This window comes from Mycoplasma procyoni, assembly GCF_017052595.1.
Taxonomy (GTDB): Bacteria; Bacillota_I; Bacilli_A; order Mycoplasmatales; family Metamycoplasmataceae; genus Mesomycoplasma_A; species Mesomycoplasma_A procyoni.
Map to the genome: position 1 here is coordinate 175,393 of NZ_JAFIDB010000001.1, position 17,501 is coordinate 192,893.

Sequence of the window (17,501 nt, forward strand, 5' to 3'; positions counted from 1 at the left end):
GGTTGCTTAAACTTTTTTGCTCTTAAAATGAAAAACAAAAAATCTTTATTTTTAAGTTCCTTAATTACAATTCCCGCCCTTATTTCAACAGCAATTTCCTGTCAACAAAGTGACCAAAAAGATCCTAACAAAGACACAAATAATACACCACCAAGCACTCTTTCTCCACAAAACCCTCCTGAAGACAAACCAAAACCAGAACAACCATTAAAACCAACAACTCCAACAACTCAAAGTCTTAGTCTCGAATCTTTAGAAACAGAGAAAATAACACAAAATAGTGCAACTATCAAACTTAAGTTCAAAAATGCAGACACTAAATTTTCTGCACAAACAAAGTTTGAAATCGGACTTAATAATGCTCAAGCAACTTCAGCATCAAGCTATGATTCTCAAAGTCAAACTGTAACATTTGAAGTTTCAAATTTAAACCAAAACACAGAATACACTGTATCTTATATAACTTACAACGGAACTTCCTTTAAAATCAAAGACAAAAAATTTAGCACATCAAATTCAAGTCAAACACCACCAACTAAACAAAAAGATGACAAAAAAGAACAACCAACACCACCTGCTTTTCCTGGTGTTTTAGATCTTGAAGCAATTACAAAAGGTATTGAAGAAGCTAAAAAACGTAGAGAACAAGAGAATGCAATTACAAAAGAAAGTGCACCTAAAAACACAAATCTCGAACTTTCAGAAACAGAAGTTTATACTCAATTAAGAGATAGATCTTTTGCAATTTCATTCAATGCAAAAGGTGTTGATCCAACAGATAATTCTCTTAGTTTAGTTGCAACAGAACCAACTGGAACTGCTTGACTTTTAGACTATGCTTGAAAAAACAATCAAGAAAATTCTGATGAACTAATACTATTTTTAGCAACTAATGCACACGTTTACTCAAGAGCATTTAACACCCTTAATGCAAAATGAAAAACAAAATTCCCAGAATATTTTTCAGAACAAAACACAGCTCTTGAAAGCTTTAATATTGGTGTAAATAAAGAAAATACAGATATTTCAGCTCATCCAAATGAATACAAACCTTCAAGTGATTCTAAACCTAAATATTTTACAAATGCAACCGTTTCAAACGACGCAGCTGTTTATGATTATAAATTTAAGCAAAATCACACACAAACAGCAGGAATTTTCGATAATCCTAAAACTGTCTTTGTAGCTTCTAATTTCTATGATGATGCTACAAATAAAGCTATTATAGACAAAAAACACTTATCAGAAAAAGATAAAGAATACACTGTTGGAAAGGATTTTGCTGTATTTTCACTCAAAATTCACTACAAAAAACTTGCTGAAGAATCTAAAACAAATACTGATTTAGAAGTTCTTAAAAAAGCAATTGATAGAGCTACAAAATCTTTAAAAGACTCAATTAGTTCTATTAAATCTAAAAACAATATTCCAAACCATGACAACGGTTCTTCACCTTTTATTTCTGTTGATTATCCTTCTAAATGATTTAAAAATGAAGATGCTAATTTATCAAAATACAGCTCAAATTCTAATTCTTACGCAAACACAAGATCTATTTATATTGCAGGTTTCCCATCAGAAAGCAATTCTCAATACTTCATGCGAAACTATCCTTCTGGTCTTCAAAAACCCGAAAACGTCTTTAAACAAGGAAACTTTATTCAAAGTTCAAATGTTTCAAACAGTCTAAAAAATAATAGAGAAATTTTAGGAATAGGAACTGTTGGAATGATTGATAATAGTTCCCTTTACTTTGGAGCATCTGGATCAATGGCTCTAAATGAATATGGATTAATTGTTGGAATTTTCTCTACTGTTGCGGGTTCTGTTTCATTTGGTGATTTATCAAAACAAGGTGGAATAACTTTCTTAAGCGAAGCTGTTGATGATGATCTAAAAGATTCTTATGCACACAATTTAATTGATGGAAGCGACAAAAACAAATATCCAAAACAAGCAAAATCATACAGACAAAACTTAAAAGAATTTAAAGAAGAATACAGTGAGTTTAGTCGCACCGCACTTTTCCCTGAAGGAATCTAAAAAGCCTTATTCACGCATATTTTTGACAAAAAACACTCCTTTTTTAGGGGGTGTTTTGTTTATTTTTCTTTTGAGTTTTTGAGATATATTTCAGCTGCTTTTGCAATCATTGCTCCATTATCGGTGCAGTATTCAAATTTAGGAATTATTACGTTTGAGTGTAGTTTTTGAAACTCTTGTCTTAATAATTTATTAGCTGAAACACCACCAGCTAAAACAATTGATTCAACATTATATTCCTTTATCGCTTTAGAAAACTTTTCTAAAACATACTCAACAACAAACCTCTGAAAAGAAGCTGCTATTTCCTTTACAGGAACTACTTCTTTTCTGTTTTCATAACCATTAATGATGTTGATTACTTGTGTTTTTAAACCACTTAAAGAAAAGTCATATTCATTTTCTGTTTTTGGCTTTGTTAAGCTTAAAAAGTGCGATAATTCTGTATTTTCTCAATAAATTTTATCAATTATTGGACCACCAGGAAAACCAAGTCCCAGCCTTCTAGCAACTTTATCATAAGCTTCACCAACTGCATCATCCAGTGTTTCTCCTATAATTTCTAAATTAGCAGAATCTTTAGCATAAATTATTTGGCTATGCCCTCCAGAAACTAATAACCCAAGTGCTGGAAACTTAATTTCATTATCAATTGCACCAGAGAAAAAATGACCATCAAGATGATTTACAGGAACTAAAGGAACACTAAGTGAAATAGCAATTGCATTTGCAAATAAATAACCAATTTGTAGTGCACCTATTAAGCCTGGTTTTTGTGTATAAGCTACATAATCAATCTTTTTAAGATCATAAAAAGATTTGATTTCTTCTAAAATAACAGCAACATTATTTACATGTTCTCTTGAAGCGATTTCCGGAATTGTTCCTCCGTATTTTGCGTGAATTTCAATCTGACTAAAAATAATATTTTTGATTATTTTTCCATTTTCTAATATTGCTACAGCACTATCATCGTGTGATGTTTCTATTCCTAAAATTACCATTTTTCCTCCTTTTTAGTTATTAAATTATAAACAAACAAAAAGAAAAAATGCAACATTTGTTGCATTAAATTTATTTAAGTTTAAATTCTAATTTTCCTTCTGCAATTACAGAACCTTTGGCTTGGTGTAAATAACTTCCTAAAACATCATAACTTCCTGGATTTTGTCCATTGTCTGGTTCTTGATTTGAAGGTTGATTTTTAGTAAGTTTTTTGTCAAGAGCATAAACTCTAAGAATGTATTTTGATGAATTTTCGTTTGTTAAGTTTTCAAATTTAGCTAAAGCATATTTTTTGATTAATGCAGAGTAGTTTTGTGCACCTGGTTGTTCAAAGTTTTCATTATTTCCTGAATGTAATAAAGCTTGCGCAAAGAAACCGCTTAATGAGTTTTCAAAGTTATTTGTTGTGTCTTCATCTTTGATTTCAACAGACGCAAGTTCAACTTTGTCTCCTGAAGCAGGATTTTCAATGTTAACTTTTCCTCAAAGAACCATTCCCACATTTTCTGAATGTTCTGATTCTGATCAGCTTTCAAGAGCTAATAAATAACTTTTAGCACCTTCAACTTTATTTCATGATAAAGGTAAAGTTTTTCCACTAACTTCATTTTCATTAATACTTGCAACGTATTCTGATTTTAGAATTCCGTTTTCAAGTCCTGTTGTTTCAATGTCAATTTTCTTTAGTTCCTCTGATTTGTATAAAGAACCATTAGATGCATTTGTCCCGTATGAGAAGTTTAAAACACCTTCTGCAACAACTTTGTTTTCAATCGCTTTATAGAAATTGTTTGCAAAGTATTTGTTGTTTCGAGATTCAGGATTAATTGTTTCTGTATTTAGAGCAAAGACTCTTAGTTCATAAATGTGAGCTGCAGGTGGGTTTGGTCCTTCATAAGAGTTTTGTGCTGTTTTTGGTTCACCTGTAAGCACAGAAGATGGATTAGAAAATTCTAATTGTTTGATGTTAGTGTTTGTATTTGTTTTAGAAAAGTCTGCTTCTAAAGTTGTTTGAGTTGCTGGAATGTTGAAAATTCCTCAGTGAGAATAAATTCCTCCAATTACTTCAGTTGCCATTTTATCAACTAAAATAACTGCATAAGATTTAGCACCTTCTACAGCGTTTCAACTTAGCGGTAAGCTTTTTCCTTTTGAGTTTTGACTTGCAGCATATTGAGTATCGCTTAAAACTCCATTTTGGATTGCACTTGAGTTAATTTTAATTGAATACACTTCGTTTTTGTTTTCTGTAACAGGTTGGTTTCCTGTTTTTGGTTTTTCTTCAGGTTTACCTGGTTTTTGTTCAGGTGTTCCTGGGTTATTTGGTTCAACAGGTTGTGTCATATCTTCTCCTGTTGATGGTTTTGCTGGATTACATGCAACCACTCCAAAAGTAGCTACAGCAACAGCAGGTAAAGATAATAGTAAGCTTTTAATTTTTTTCATATATTGTTCCTTTTAATTTATGTGCGATAAATTATATAGAAAATTTCTTTAATCAAAAGAAAAATCGCATATTTTTTGTTTGTTTAGTAAACAAACTTAAAAAATCTTTTAGTATTATTTTTGCAATAATATATAATTAAATAATATGGAAAATTCAATGTACAAATCACTTTCTGCAATTAAAGAAAAGTATAAAGAACTTAATGATAAATTAATGGACCCAAAAGTAATGGAGGATATTAAAAAATATACTCAAATAAACAGAGAAATCTCTTCAATTAGAGATATTGTTGAAACTTTTGAAAAGTATCAACAATACGAAACAAGCTTAAAAGATGCAAAGCTTCTTTTGGCTGAAAAAGATGAAGAACTTGTTGCAATGGCAAAAATGGAAATTGCAAACTCCGAAGAGCAAATGCCAATCTTAGAAAAAGAATTAATTATTCTTTTGCTTCCTAAAGATGAAAACGATGACAGAAACGTTATTATGGAAATCAGAGGGGCGGCTGGTGGAGATGAAGCTAACATTTTTGCTGGAGACCTTTTCAAAATCTATTCTAAATGAGCTGATGCAAATGATATGAACATCAAAATCCTTGATTCAACTTTTGCTACAGCTGGAGGATTTAGTCAAATCGTTTTCTCTGTAAGCGGTGAAAAAGCCTACTCAAAACTTAAATTTGAATCTGGAGTTCACAGGGTTCAAAGAATTCCTGAAACAGAAACACAAGGAAGAGTTCATACATCAACTGTTACAGTAACTGTTATGCCTGAAGCTGATGAAGATGTAGAAATCGAAATCAATCCAGCGGATTTAAGAATTGATACTTTTAGATCTTCTGGAGCTGGAGGTCAATCAGTTAACACAACAGACTCCGCTGTTAGAATTACACACATTCCTACAGGAATTATCGCAAGTTCACAAGATGGAAGAAGTCAAATTGCCAACAAAGAATTAGCAATGAAAATTCTTAAATCAAGACTTTATGATGCTGAAATTCAAAGAAAGCAAGAAGTTGAAGGAGCATTTAGAAAGCTTGCTGGTTCTGGAGCAAGAAGTGAAAAAATCAGAACTTACAACTATCCTCAAGACAGAATCACAGATCACAGAATTGGTTTCTCTACTTCTTTAAAAACAGTTATTTCTGGGCAACTTAACCCAATCATTGAAGCTCTTTTAGCTGAAGAACAAGCAGAAAAAATCCAAAATGCAGGACTATAATAAAAGAAAGAACGAACTTTTGCATGAAAAAGTTCGTTATTCTTTACCTTTAGAAATTTCTAAACAAGAAGAAGAACTTTTAAAGACCGATACACCCATTCAAAAGATAATTTCCTTTGTAGAAATGCAAAACGTAAAGATTAACGTTAATCACAAAGTATTGATTCCTAGATATGAAACAGAGGAAGTTATTTTAGAAGCTTATAAATATATAAACAAAGAATCTAAAGTATTAGATCTTTGTTGTGGAAGCGGTTTTATAGGAATAGTAATTTCCAAAAATACAGGTTGTAGTGTGGTTTTTGGTGATATTGATGATCAAGCAATAGAGCAAACAAAAGAAAATGCACTACAAAACAAAATAGAAAATTATCAAGTTTTTAAAAGTGATTTGTTTACTCAAATTCCTAAACAAAAATTTGATTTAATAATTTCTAATCCACCTTATATTCCTGAAAATATAACTCTTGATTCTTCTGTTTTAAATCATGAACCTCATCATGCACTTTTTGCTAAAAATAATGGAAATTATTTTTATCAAAAAATAGTTGAGCAAGCATGTGAATATCTAAATAAAAATGGTGCTTTAATCTTTGAAATCTCACATTGAAACTTAGATTTTTTTAATAGTTTAAAAGACAATAAAAATCTTTCCATTGAAATCAAAAATGATATCAATCAAAAAGAAAGAATAGCGATAATTAGATTCAATAATTAACAGAGGGAATAAATATCCCTTATCTAATTTAAATTAAACAGAAAATTTAACAATGCATTTGTTGAGTTTTCTGTTTTTCTTTAGATTTGTTGCTGTGTCATTTATTGAGAAAATTACTCTAATTTCGTTCTATAGTTAACACTATAAGTAGTGTTGATGATTTGATAGAAAAATATGAGAGAATCATAGGTGAAATAGCCAATTTCAGTGATTTTATTTACAATAAATATGAAAATGAAATAAAGGATAATTTAGTTTTAGGAAAAGATGCGCTGTCAATTCAAACAGGAAAATTAAATGCAAATCAGGCAACAGATAAAGGGGAATATCCATTCTATACCTGTGGAAAAGATGTGTTGAAAATTGATAATTATTCCTTTGATGGAGATTCAATAATCTTAGCAGGAAATGGCGAAATTTCAGTTAAGTACTATGATGGAAAATTTGATGCATATCAAAGAACTTATGTAATTAAGACAAATTCCTTTTTCTTTCTTTTTCTCAAAGAATTTGAAAAGAGAGTTGATGAATTTAAAAACGGTTCTCAAGGTTCTGTTATTAAATTCATAACAAAAAGCATGATTGAAAATGTTAATATTGAAACAAATGAAAACTCTAATACTTTCAATAATAATTTAAAGTTATTGTATAAATTAAAAATTAATTATCAAAAAAATATATCTACTTTGCAAAAAATCAAATCAACACTTTTATCTAAATATTTCTAAATAGTTAACACTATAAGTAGTGTTGATGATTTGATAGAGAAATATGAGAAAAAGTTGTCTCTTCTAGATAAAAACGGAAGTCTTTACTATCAAAAACAATTGTTGTTAAAAACTAAAGAAATTCCAGTTGGACAAACAAGTATTTCATATGGAAAGTCAATAACACAAAATAACCGAAATAAAGGAAAATTCCCTTTATTTGGTTCAAATGGAATTATTGAGTACATTGATGAATGAAACACTAAAAAGGCTGTTATTTTCGGTTGCAGAGGAACTTTAGGAAATATATTTTTCAATAGCGATGAATGTTTTGTTCTTAATACATCATTTTACATTGAGGACAGTGAAAATTATGGGAATATTTTCTTTTCGTTAAAGAAACAAAAAGGATTTGTGGACTTAGCAACAGGAGCAGCACAGCCTCAATTAACTATCGAAAATATAAAAAACGAAAAACTTCTTTTTATTGAAAACAACAGGTTAAATACTTTTTTAGAATTGATGAGCAAATATCAAAAAACGATTAAATTACTAAAACAAATTAAAGAAATTTTGCTCAGCAAATACTTTTAAAATACCTCCAAAAAAGGAGGTATTTTTCTATCAATCCACTATTTGATCAACAATTTCTTGTTGTTCTTCACTTGTTTTTCTTAAATAAATTCTAGTTGTTTCTATTGATTCATGTCCTAATAAATCAGCTAATAGAGCAATATCTTTTCTTTTTTCAAGGAAATTCTTTGCAAATCTGTGTCTAAAAGAGTGTGGATACACTACTTTTAGATTCATTTTGTATCTTTTTGCAAAGATTTTGAGTTGATGTGCAATTCCTCTTGCACTTATTCTCTCTTTTCATTTATTTAAGAAAATATAACCATCTGTTCTTCCTATATTCTCATAATACTCAAGAGCTTTAGTCTTGAGTTTTTTGGGAATAAAGATTCTTCTGATCTTTCCTGATTTTGTGTAGATATCTATGTAACCTCTTTTGATGTGTTCAAATTTGAATTGCACTAATTCAGAGATTCTGGCTCCTGTTGCTCCTAAAAACCTAACAACAAAGTATCAATCATACTCTTTGTTTTTTCAGAGCTTATTTTTTAAAAATTCATAATCAGCATCGCTGATTACATTTTCTAAAAATTGCTTATTTTGAATTTTGATATACTTTAATTTTAGTTTTTCTTTATTCAAAAATTCAAGATATTTATTGATGCCTTGAATTCTTAAATTAACTGTTTTTCCTTTATATTCATCAACTAAAATTGATTTAAAGCTTAGTAAATTCTGTTTGTTAATTTCCTCAAAATGGGAGCAATAGAAGTCAACAGACTTTAAATAAGAACTAATGGTGTTGATAGATAAATTTTGATTTAATAAATATTTTTTAAAATCTTTCATAAAAAATATACCTCCAAAAAAGGTATATCACATACTAAAAATATTTATTTAACAACTGATTTTTTATCTTTTGTAAATTTTCTTTTTTATCTTTTAAACTTAATTCTAATTTTAAAAAGTATTCTATTGATTTTTGATATTCTTTCATTTCATCATTAGAAAGAGTTGCAATTTTCAAGGATGAAAATATACCTTCATTTAAAGATGGTCTTGTTGAAGCTTGCGATGATTGATAAAGATGTTCTTGAATTTCTGACTGGCTTAAAAAATCCCTTAAATATTCTTTGAAATCGTTTGAAAGTGGAATAATTTTCAATAAAGCAACATTATAAGCCCCATATAAACCATATCGAACTTTTCCAGCTTCACCATATTTATCAATCATGATATCATCTTTATTACAGATGTGATTTTTCTTTGAAACAGGAATAAATGTTAAGTGATTATCGTTGCTGTAATCTCTATTTTGTATAAATCTTACATAATTTTCTTTTTCCTCATAAATATGAAAATTCTTCGGTGGTTGCCAACCGTTTTCAAAAGAAACAAGATCAACAAAATTTAAAACATTAGTTGCAATATAGTTTTTGTTCTTAAAATTTAAACTTCTAAAGTCCTTGATTTTCCCTATGATTCTCTCATATTTCTCTATCAAATCATCAACACTACTTATAGTGTTAACTATGTGTTGTTGAGTTTGGAGATCCGGGACTGATATTTCAATATTATAGAGAATAGATGTAGTCAAGGATGGAACGGCTGTTCCTTGAGAAAAACCGTTTAGATTTATATTTTGAATTGCATAGAACAAAAATTTTGTTATAACCTTATCAGAAATAACTTTAGTATAAAACATAGTATCTATCGTTCAAAATTTATTATTAACATAAAGCGGTTTATTCAACGTTCCTTTTCTAGCTATAAGAACACTTTCTCCATCATATAAAAAATCAGTGGAATAACCTATTCTGCCGCTAGATCCATATATTGGTATATCCCCTTTTTCATCTTCAACATCTTTTTGATTTTTACCGTAATATATTTTTATAATCTCTTTTAATTTCATAAAATATGGTAAAAGAAAAATTAATAACATTTTTAGAATCAATTACAGATGGAACTCACTCTAGCGTTCAAAACAGTAGTTCTAACACCAATATTTTCCTTTTAAGTTGTAAAAACATTAAGGATGGAAAAATTTTTATTTCTTCTTCCGATAGACAAATAGATCTATCAACTTTAAATAAATTGAAAAAAAGAACTAAACTTTCTTTTGAAGATGTTGTATTAACAACTGTAGGTACAATTGGTGAGGTTTCTATTATAAAACACAGAGAGCCCAATTTTGACTTCCAAAGAAGTGTAGCAATATTAAAAACAAAGAAAAATCTCTTAAATCCTTATTTTTTAGTCTACTACTTAAGCTCAAATTCAGGAAAAAATGAATTAATATCAAGAATAAAAGGTGCTGTTCAACCTTGTTTATTCCTTAATGATATTAAAAACGTTTTAATTAACGTTCCCGATCTCCAAACTCAGCAACACATAGTTAACACTATGTTTTGATTTAATTTATAGTAATTCTGATTTTAAAATATTTTTAACTTTTTCTTCTAATTCTTTTGTCTCCTCCATTAGTTTTAATAATTCTTCAGATGTGGCTTTTAACTCCACTTTTATTTCTTCTGGACTTAATTTATTGCTTTGATCTGTTCCTACATATCTTCCGGGGTTTAGTGAATAGTCATTTTCTTTAATTTCTTCGATTGAAGCAGATTTAACAAATCCCGGAACATCTGTTAAGGTGTTGTTTTTGTAATCTTTATAAGCTTGAGCAATTTTTTCTATTTCATGAAGTTCAATTACTCTTATTTTTCTTGAAATAAGAGTTCCCATTTCATCGGCATTTATAAAGAGGACTTTGTCATTTGTTTTATTTTTGTTTAAAATTCAACATTGAACAGAAATTGAAACATTGGCAAACAGTTTGTTTGGTAGAGCAATAATAGCTTCCACAGAGTTGTTTTCAATCATTTTCTGTCTGATTTTTATATCATCTTTTGTGTTACTTGTTGTCGCTCCATTAGGCATCAAAATAGCAGCTTTACCATTTTCTGTTAATTTTGAATACATCAATGATAGTCAAGCATAGTTTCCGTTTTTTTGATCTGGCATTCCAAACACTCAACGAGAATCGTTTTCGAGTGATGGTTGTCAAAACTCCTTGAGGTTATAAGGAGGGTTAGCAATGATGAAATCTGCTTTTAGGTCTTTGTGTAGATCATCATTGATTGTATCAGATGCTCTGTCTCCTAAATTACCATTTAGCCCTCTTATTGCTAAGTTCATTTTCGCCATTTTTCAAGTACCTGGATTAATTTCTTGACCATAAATAGAAATGTTGTTTACATCACCTTGATGTTCTTTGACAAATTTTGTACACTGTACAAACATTCCTCCAGAACCACAACAAGGATCATACACTCTACCTTCATAAGGCTCAAGTAATTCAACCATTAACTCAACAAGACTTTTAGGAGTAAAGAACTCTCCTCCCTTTGTTGGAATGTGTCTCGCAAAAGCTCCAATATAAAATTCATAAACTTGCCCAAAGAAATCGCCATCAGATTCTTCCATATTTAAATTGTCGCTAAAGAAATCAACTAATCATCCTAAAGTAATTTTATCTAAATCACTTTTTGAATAAGTTTTAGGTAATATTCCAGCAAGCTGTTTTGGGTTCTCTTTTTCTAGTTGAATAAAAGCTTCATCTATTTTTTGACCAATGATTTCTTGTTTAGAAAAACTAGAAATATAGCTTCAAGAAGCCTCCTTTGGAACTAAAAACACATTATCAGCTTTATAAAAATCTGGGTCTTTTTCGTTTCCTTGATTTTCTGCTTTTAATTCATTGTATTTTTTGTTGTATTTATCATTTACATACTTTAGAAAAACTAGACCTAAAACTATGTTTTTGTAATCTGCAGGGTCACATTTATCTCTTAGTTTTTCTGCGGCACTTCATAAGATTTTTTCATCTATCATTGCATTTTCCTTTCTTTATTCACTGTATTTTGCTTGTTCTACAATTTGATTTGTAGCTTCTTCACGATACTCTGGTGGATAGTTATATTTCTGTAAACACTCTTTAATTTTTGTACGCATTTTGCTGATTAAGTTTTCCTTTTTAGCTCAATCAACCATTGAAGAAATTTCAGAAATTATAGGCACTAACTCATGGGCTATAACTTTTAGAGTTGCATCTTCAAAATTCAGGTGTTTATTGTGAATCAGGGCATCATAGAAAGCCTTTTCTCTTCCTGTTATTTGTACTGAAAAACCTGTTTGAGAATTTACCATTTCTTGAGCAAAATCAATAAGAGTTTCAATTACTGGTTCTGCTTCAAAAGTAGCTGTTCTACCGTTATAATCGTCTAAAATTCTTAAGAGTCTTTCGGAGTATTGTTCAGATTGAAATATGTTGTCTTTTCTTGCTTCTCTAATTGCTGTTTGAAGCATCTTTTTGATAATTTCAATAAAAATTGAAGGAGGATTAGATTCTCTTAATTCTTTGATTTTTTCAGGATTTAATAACTCAACCAAGTTTGTGTTTGTTTCTTTATTTTCAGTTAGAATTTCAACTTCATCACCTTTTATAGAATCCTCTAAAAGAAGTTCTACTTTTTTGTTCATTTCAGAAGTTGAAAAATAAGAATTATTTGCTTTGAGTCTTAAAATGAAACTTCTAATTGCTAAATAATATTCTATTTGATCTTTTTGTTGTTCAGAAATAACTCCAGAACAAACTTGAAAAGATTGTTTAAGCTGTAATGAGTGGTTTTCAATAAATTCCTTTTCAACAGAATCTTCTCTTTGAACAAAAGCAACTCCTTGTTTAATTGCGTTTATTCTCTTTAGTGGATCATGATCATAAAATCCGCTTGCATCAACTCCTTTGAAAATTGTATTTAGTTCATTTAGTTTTTCAACTAAAAGTTTTAATATTTCTTTTTTAACGTCTTGGAAAGTTTCCTGTTTATCACGTTCTGTATAACGATTTAGAGCGTCTTTTAGGTCTTTGTCAATTCCTATATAATCAACAACTAAACCTGCATTTTTCCCTTTATAAACTCTATTTACACGAGCAATTGCTTGCATTAAATTGTGAGATCTTAATCTTTTGATAAAGTAAATTACTTCAAGATCTGGAGCATCAAAACCTGTTAATCACATGTCACAAACTATAGCAATTCTGTATTTTGAGTCTTTTTTCTTAAATTCAGTCGCCAGCTCTTGTCTGTATCTAGAATTACCAAAAAGATCTCTTTCTTCTTTAGAGTCTTTGTTTGTTTCTGTAGCAACTAAAATTGTTGCAGTTTCAAACCTAGAATCTAATTCACAAATCTTTTTATACAGTAAATATGCGGCTTTTCGAGTTTGACACACAACCATTGCTTTGCCATTTATAAACTTATCATTAACAATGTGTAATTGTGAAAAATGAGCAATTATGTCTTTTGCAAACATCTCTATAATATCAATATCTTCGAGTATAACTTTCAGTTTTGACATTTCTTGTTTTGATTTTTCAATCGATAAACTGCTTATATCACTATTGGCTTCTCAAGAATTATAAAGCATATTAATTTCTTCAAGTTTTTGAGGATTTACAATTGCTTTTGCTTTTCTAGATTCATAATACAACTTAACTGTTGAACCATCAATTATTGATTGAGTTATATCGTATGTATCAATGATTTCTCCAAAAATTTTGGTTGTTTGTTTTTGTGCGGTTGATACAGGAGTTCCTGTAAAACCAATAAAGGTTGCGTTAGGTAGTGCATCTCTAATGTATTTTTCGATTCCGTAATTAAAAGTTGCTTTAAGCTCATTTGTAACTTCATCTTTTTTGTATTTAATAACTTCATCAATTCCATAGTGACTTCTGTGTGCTTCATCAGTCATTACAATAATATTGTTGCTTGTGTTTTCTGGTAAGTTATTTTTATCAAATTTACCAATAGTTGTAAAAATTACAGCACCTTGCTTTGCACTATTAATAATTTTAACCAATTGATTTCTTGAAGATGCTTTTTTAATTTCTTCAAGTCTTAAGTATTTTTTAGCACTTGAAAAAGTTGAATAAAGTTGATCATCAAGATCAATTCTGTCTGTTAAAACAACAATAATAGGAACACTAAATTCTCTGGAAGTCAATAGTTGTTTTGCAAGCATTAGCATAGAAAAGGATTTACCACTTCCTTGTGTGTGTCAGATGATTCCTGCTCTTCCATCTCCTTGTGGTTTACGAGCTTTTAGAATTGCATCATAAGCCTTTTTAACTCCAAAATACTGGTGATATTGACTAATTATTTTTATGTATTTATTATCTTTTTCAATAAAGAAAAGATTGTTTTTTAAAACATCTAAAAATCTTTTCTTTTCAAATAAACCATCAATTAAAACGTTGATTTTATCAGGAAAATTAGAGTCATAACCTCTTTCACCATTGACACTTTTTCACTCTGAAAATCTGTTAAAGTCAGAAGTTATTGTTCCAACTTTAGCACTAACTAAATCTGACACAACTAAAAAGGCGTTGTAGATAAAAAGAGACTCAATATCATATCTGTATCCTGAATCTTCTTTATTTTGTCCTAGTTGCTCAAATGCTTTATCTAAAGTAGCATCTTTATTATTTTCATCAAAAGACTTAAATTCAAAAACAACCAAAGGAAGTCCGTTTACATAAATTATTGCATCAGGAATTCTTTTTGAACCAAGGTATTGAATCTCGAGTTGTCTCACAACTTCAAAAACATTATTTTCTATGTTTTCAAAATCGATCAGATTAATATAAGGGTTAGTTCTGTATTTTTTGGAATCAATTGACATTCCGTTTATTAAGTATTTGTGAAAATCGTGGTTTTTTTGAAAGAGTGTCCCATTTTCAAAGATTTCTATTTTTTTGATAACATCTTTGTAAACTTCATCTCCATAAATAGTATTTTTATTGTTTATTCTTTTTAAGCTATCTAATAACAACTCTTTGTTAATAACTTGTCTTAAGTCATTATTGATTTCTCTTTCTTGTAGTCATTTGCTATTAGATTTATTAATTTCTTTATAACCTTTAAGTTCTAAAAGTTTTACAATTGCTGCTTCTAAATCATTTTCCAATATCTTCATAAAAACCTCATTTTTCTTTATTCAAAAAACTATTTATATTTTTAAATTATACCACTATTTTCCTTTAAAATCCCTGTATATAATATGGATCAGCAATTTTGAACTTACAATTTAAAATCAAACATCCACTTCTTAAATTTCTGAAATTGATAATTTTAATCACTTATTAATTTCAAGAAATTGTTTTATTTTTAGTTTTCTATTGATATATAATAAAATTGATTAAATTAAAAGGAGATAAAATGGTATTGTTGATAATCTTTTTCATTTTGTTAAACTGCTTTATGTCTGCTAATTTAGTAACTTCAGTTTATACGCTTTATAAACTAAAATCTTTTAAAAAGCTATTACCTAATTTTTACTACGCACTTGTCTATAAACAAAAAACAAATATCTTTATGAAAATCTTGATGATAGCTTCAATACTGATAGGAATCATCGATGTTATAATTAGTTATTTTCTTTTTAAATTAAATAATATTATATCTTTTTGAGCTATATATTTAGTCTTATTTAATGTCAGTTATTTAATTATTAATGTATTTTATCTCTTTTTAGTCTTCTTTAAAAAGCAACCAGAATTCACTGTTGATAACTTTTTAAAACAGATTAAAGATAAATACAAAAATAATTATTGAAAAATAGAAATATTTGCAAACAACAAAGACCAAACACAGAAAATAAAAGAGCAATTACTAAATTTATACTGTCTAAAAAGATTCAAAAAAGATGAAAATTACAAACTCTTTTACTCATTTAATGGTGTATTTAGTCTTTATTCAAAACTCAAAAAGAAGAAAACAGAAATAATGATCAATTCTTCTAAAAATAGCGATATTCCTTTATTTGAAGCACTTATTTACATTTTTATAAATTGAACTAATGAATCAAAAAGTTGTAAATTAAGTTCAAGTGATTGACTTGCTATTTTATTAGATTTCTTTTCCTTTTTATAAGTTGCTTTTTGCATAAAAAAATCGACAGATGTCGATTTTTGTTTTATAAAATATTTACTTCTCCGTGTTGGAACACAAAGTAATCTGGGTGTACAACGTATCTTGAAGCAACTGAAATACCTGATTCGTCATATCCTCAAACATAAACTACAGCAAGTTTTTCATAACCTCATTTGTTAACTGTTTCATACACAACTTTGTATGTAAGTGTTAAAACAGAATTTTCTTCATTGTGAATTAAGTGTTCGTAAATTGAGAAGTGTTTGTCCATGTTTTCTGGAAGTTCATATTTTTTAGATACATAGTGATCTGCAAACATAATTTCTTCATTTTTGTCATTGAAGTAAGTTTTTTTGTAAGTTTTGTATCCCACTAAAAATACTACTGTGTTTTCTTCGAATCATGCTGGATCTGTTGATTCTAAAATTCTTCTTTGAGCTTGTGTTGTTGAGTATTTGTAATTAATTAATGATGAGTATGATTTTGTGAACCCATAAAAGTGTTCAGCAGCATATCTACCGATTTTGTTTCTTGTATAAATTGCTCCTACAGATTCTAATTCTGAAAAAGCGTTGATCATTGTAATTCTTGAGTAATCAAATTTATTCATTAAGAAGTGTTCTGAAGGCATCACTTCGTTTGGTTGAATTTTTCCTGTTGTAATAAGTGATAAAAGATAACGCACTACTTCTTTTTTCTTTGTTATGGCTTTGTCTTGTTTATTCATAGTAATTTAATTATATTATAAAAATGCAATTTTTTTCAATTTTGATATAAAAAGAATTAAACAAGCTTTTATTAACACTAAAAATTTGTTTTTTATATAATATTAATACTATGTTTTTAGTTTGATTTATTTATGGTATTTTTCACATTATTGCAACAATAATAATTAAAAAGAAAGAAATTAAAAAAGATTTTGAAATCAACCATGATTTCATAAGTTTTTATCAAAACAACAAACTTTCAATTGTTTTTCTCAAAAACTTCTTTTTAAACAAGAATTCTCTTTTATTTGGAATCTCTTCTGTTATTTCAGGAATCCTTGGTTTTATTCTTTTTGTTCTCAATTTTTCTTTTATTCAATCACTTAATATCTTTGAGTTTTTTGCAAACAACTTTCCCAAAATCGAAAATAATCAAATCAACAAACAAATCCTTTCTTTTCTCTTTTTTATCTTTATTACTTCCTTTGTTAACTTAGTAATTTTTATTGTAATAATTGCTTATTTTGCTTTTTATAAATTCCTTCAAAAGCTTTTACACAAAGAAATCAAAAAGCAAAAAAGTATGCTTCAACCAACTGTTTTAGAAATTTTGATTTATATAGCAAAATCAGTTGCTAAATCTCTGTTTTATTTCGGAATCTTTTTTGCTTTTTATTGATTCTGTTTAAGTCTTAATTCAGGTTTTGAGTGAATCTTTGCTTTAGTTTTATTATTAATTTTTATTATTGGTCTTGCAATTCTTTTATTTAGAAAAGTAGGTACATTTAAGAAAAATAAATTTCAGGATGACAATGATATAGAATACTTTGAAAACAACTTACTACAAAGTGTTCAGGAGGAATTTGTCTGTGTGTTTAATTATGCTTTTTCAAAGAATAAAAAGGAATTTTTGAAAAACAAAAAAGAGATTTCAAAGCAATGAAAACACTTTAAAATCATTTATCAAACTAAATTTTCAAGCTCTGGTTTTGTTCTATTTGGCTTTAAAATTAAACAGTTTTTAAACTATTTTAAGAACATTGAAAATCTATTTTCTAAATCTGATTTTTAAAAAAGTACAATAAA

Annotated in this window: 15 protein-coding genes; 8 read left to right on the forward strand and 7 right to left on the reverse strand. The window is 28.4% G+C overall.

Translation table 4 applies throughout. The features are described 5' to 3' along the window. The first annotated feature begins 27 nt into the window (after window positions 1-27). Window positions 28-2,043: an MIP family Ig-specific serine endopeptidase gene (locus JV122_RS00770; protein WP_205842533.1), complete on the forward strand. Its 2,016-nt coding sequence runs from the start codon at window positions 28-30 to the stop codon at window positions 2,041-2,043. Window positions 2,044-2,102: 59 nt separating this feature from the next. On the opposite strand, the gene tsaD is transcribed toward JV122_RS00770, so the two are convergent. Together tsaD and JV122_RS00780 are read right to left on the reverse strand one after the other, a co-directional pair. After that, window positions 2,103-3,047, reverse strand: a complete 945-nt coding sequence (tsaD, locus tag JV122_RS00775) for a tRNA (adenosine(37)-N6)-threonylcarbamoyltransferase complex transferase subunit TsaD (protein WP_205842535.1) — start codon at window positions 3,045-3,047, stop codon at window positions 2,103-2,105. Between the two features lie 70 nt (window positions 3,048-3,117). After that, entirely contained in the window at window positions 3,118-4,494 is a 1,377-nt protein-coding gene (locus JV122_RS00780; RefSeq protein ID WP_205842537.1) for a YbhB/YbcL family Raf kinase inhibitor-like protein, read from the reverse strand. 145 nt (window positions 4,495-4,639) lie between these two features. Here JV122_RS00780 and prfA point away from each other — a divergent pair, with 145 nt between their 5' ends. The 4 genes from prfA (at window position 4,640) to JV122_RS00800 (ending at window position 7,735) form a co-directional block, all read left to right on the forward strand. After that, window positions 4,640-5,716 (forward strand): peptide chain release factor 1, encoded by a 1,077-nt coding sequence (gene prfA, locus JV122_RS00785; protein ID WP_205842539.1) that lies wholly within the window; start codon window positions 4,640-4,642, stop codon window positions 5,714-5,716. Further along, complete coding sequence (gene prmC / locus JV122_RS00790; protein WP_205842541.1) at window positions 5,703-6,434, forward strand: peptide chain release factor N(5)-glutamine methyltransferase; 732 nt, start codon at window positions 5,703-5,705, stop codon at window positions 6,432-6,434. The genes prfA and prmC overlap by 14 nt, the downstream gene beginning before the upstream one ends. Before the next feature lie 161 nt (window positions 6,435-6,595). Further along, window positions 6,596-7,162, forward strand: a complete 567-nt coding sequence (locus JV122_RS00795; protein ID WP_205842543.1) for a restriction endonuclease subunit S domain-containing protein — start codon at window positions 6,596-6,598, stop codon at window positions 7,160-7,162. Between the two features lie 54 nt (window positions 7,163-7,216). Continuing rightward, complete coding sequence (locus JV122_RS00800) at window positions 7,217-7,735, forward strand: restriction endonuclease subunit S (RefSeq protein ID WP_205842545.1); 519 nt, start codon at window positions 7,217-7,219, stop codon at window positions 7,733-7,735. Between the two features lie 27 nt (window positions 7,736-7,762). Here the strand turns inward: JV122_RS00800 and JV122_RS04875 are convergent, their stop codons facing one another. Both JV122_RS04875 and JV122_RS04880 read right to left on the reverse strand, forming a co-directional pair. After that, entirely contained in the window at window positions 7,763-8,563 is an 801-nt protein-coding gene (locus JV122_RS04875; protein ID WP_205842547.1) for a tyrosine-type recombinase/integrase, read from the reverse strand. 34 nt (window positions 8,564-8,597) lie between these two features. After that, entirely contained in the window at window positions 8,598-9,629 is a 1,032-nt protein-coding gene (locus tag JV122_RS04880; RefSeq protein WP_205842549.1) for a restriction endonuclease subunit S, read from the reverse strand. 5 nt (window positions 9,630-9,634) lie between these two features. Between JV122_RS04880 and JV122_RS00815 the strand changes: the two genes are divergently transcribed. Next, a complete protein-coding gene (locus JV122_RS00815; RefSeq protein ID WP_205842551.1) occupies window positions 9,635-10,141 on the forward strand; it encodes a restriction endonuclease subunit S in 507 nt (168 codons plus the stop codon). Here the strand turns inward: JV122_RS00815 and JV122_RS00820 are convergent. Both JV122_RS00820 and JV122_RS00825 read right to left on the reverse strand, forming a co-directional pair. Then, entirely contained in the window at window positions 10,136-11,608 is a 1,473-nt protein-coding gene (locus tag JV122_RS00820) for a type I restriction-modification system subunit M (protein ID WP_205842553.1), read from the reverse strand. The genes JV122_RS00815 and JV122_RS00820 overlap by 6 nt on opposite strands. A 15-nt stretch (window positions 11,609-11,623) precedes the next feature. Further along, window positions 11,624-14,752 carry a type I restriction endonuclease subunit R gene (locus JV122_RS00825; RefSeq protein WP_205842555.1) on the reverse strand — a complete coding sequence of 1,043 codons (3,129 nt, stop codon included), beginning with the start codon at window positions 14,750-14,752 and terminating at the stop codon, window positions 11,624-11,626. Window positions 14,753-14,994: 242 nt separating this feature from the next. Here JV122_RS00825 and JV122_RS00830 point away from each other — a divergent pair, with 242 nt between their 5' ends. After that, complete coding sequence (locus tag JV122_RS00830; RefSeq protein ID WP_205842557.1) at window positions 14,995-15,708, forward strand: hypothetical protein; 714 nt, start codon at window positions 14,995-14,997, stop codon at window positions 15,706-15,708. 43 nt (window positions 15,709-15,751) lie between these two features. Here JV122_RS00830 and JV122_RS00835 read toward each other — a convergent pair whose 3' ends face one another. Further along, window positions 15,752-16,435 (reverse strand): GntR family transcriptional regulator, encoded by a 684-nt coding sequence (locus JV122_RS00835; protein WP_205842559.1) that lies wholly within the window; start codon window positions 16,433-16,435, stop codon window positions 15,752-15,754. Between the two features lie 110 nt (window positions 16,436-16,545). Between JV122_RS00835 and JV122_RS00840 the strand changes: the two genes are divergently transcribed. Continuing rightward, on the forward strand, window positions 16,546-17,487 hold the full coding sequence (locus JV122_RS00840) for a hypothetical protein (protein ID WP_205842561.1): 942 nt from the start codon (window positions 16,546-16,548) through the stop codon (window positions 17,485-17,487). Window positions 17,488-17,501: the final 14 nt, after the last annotated feature.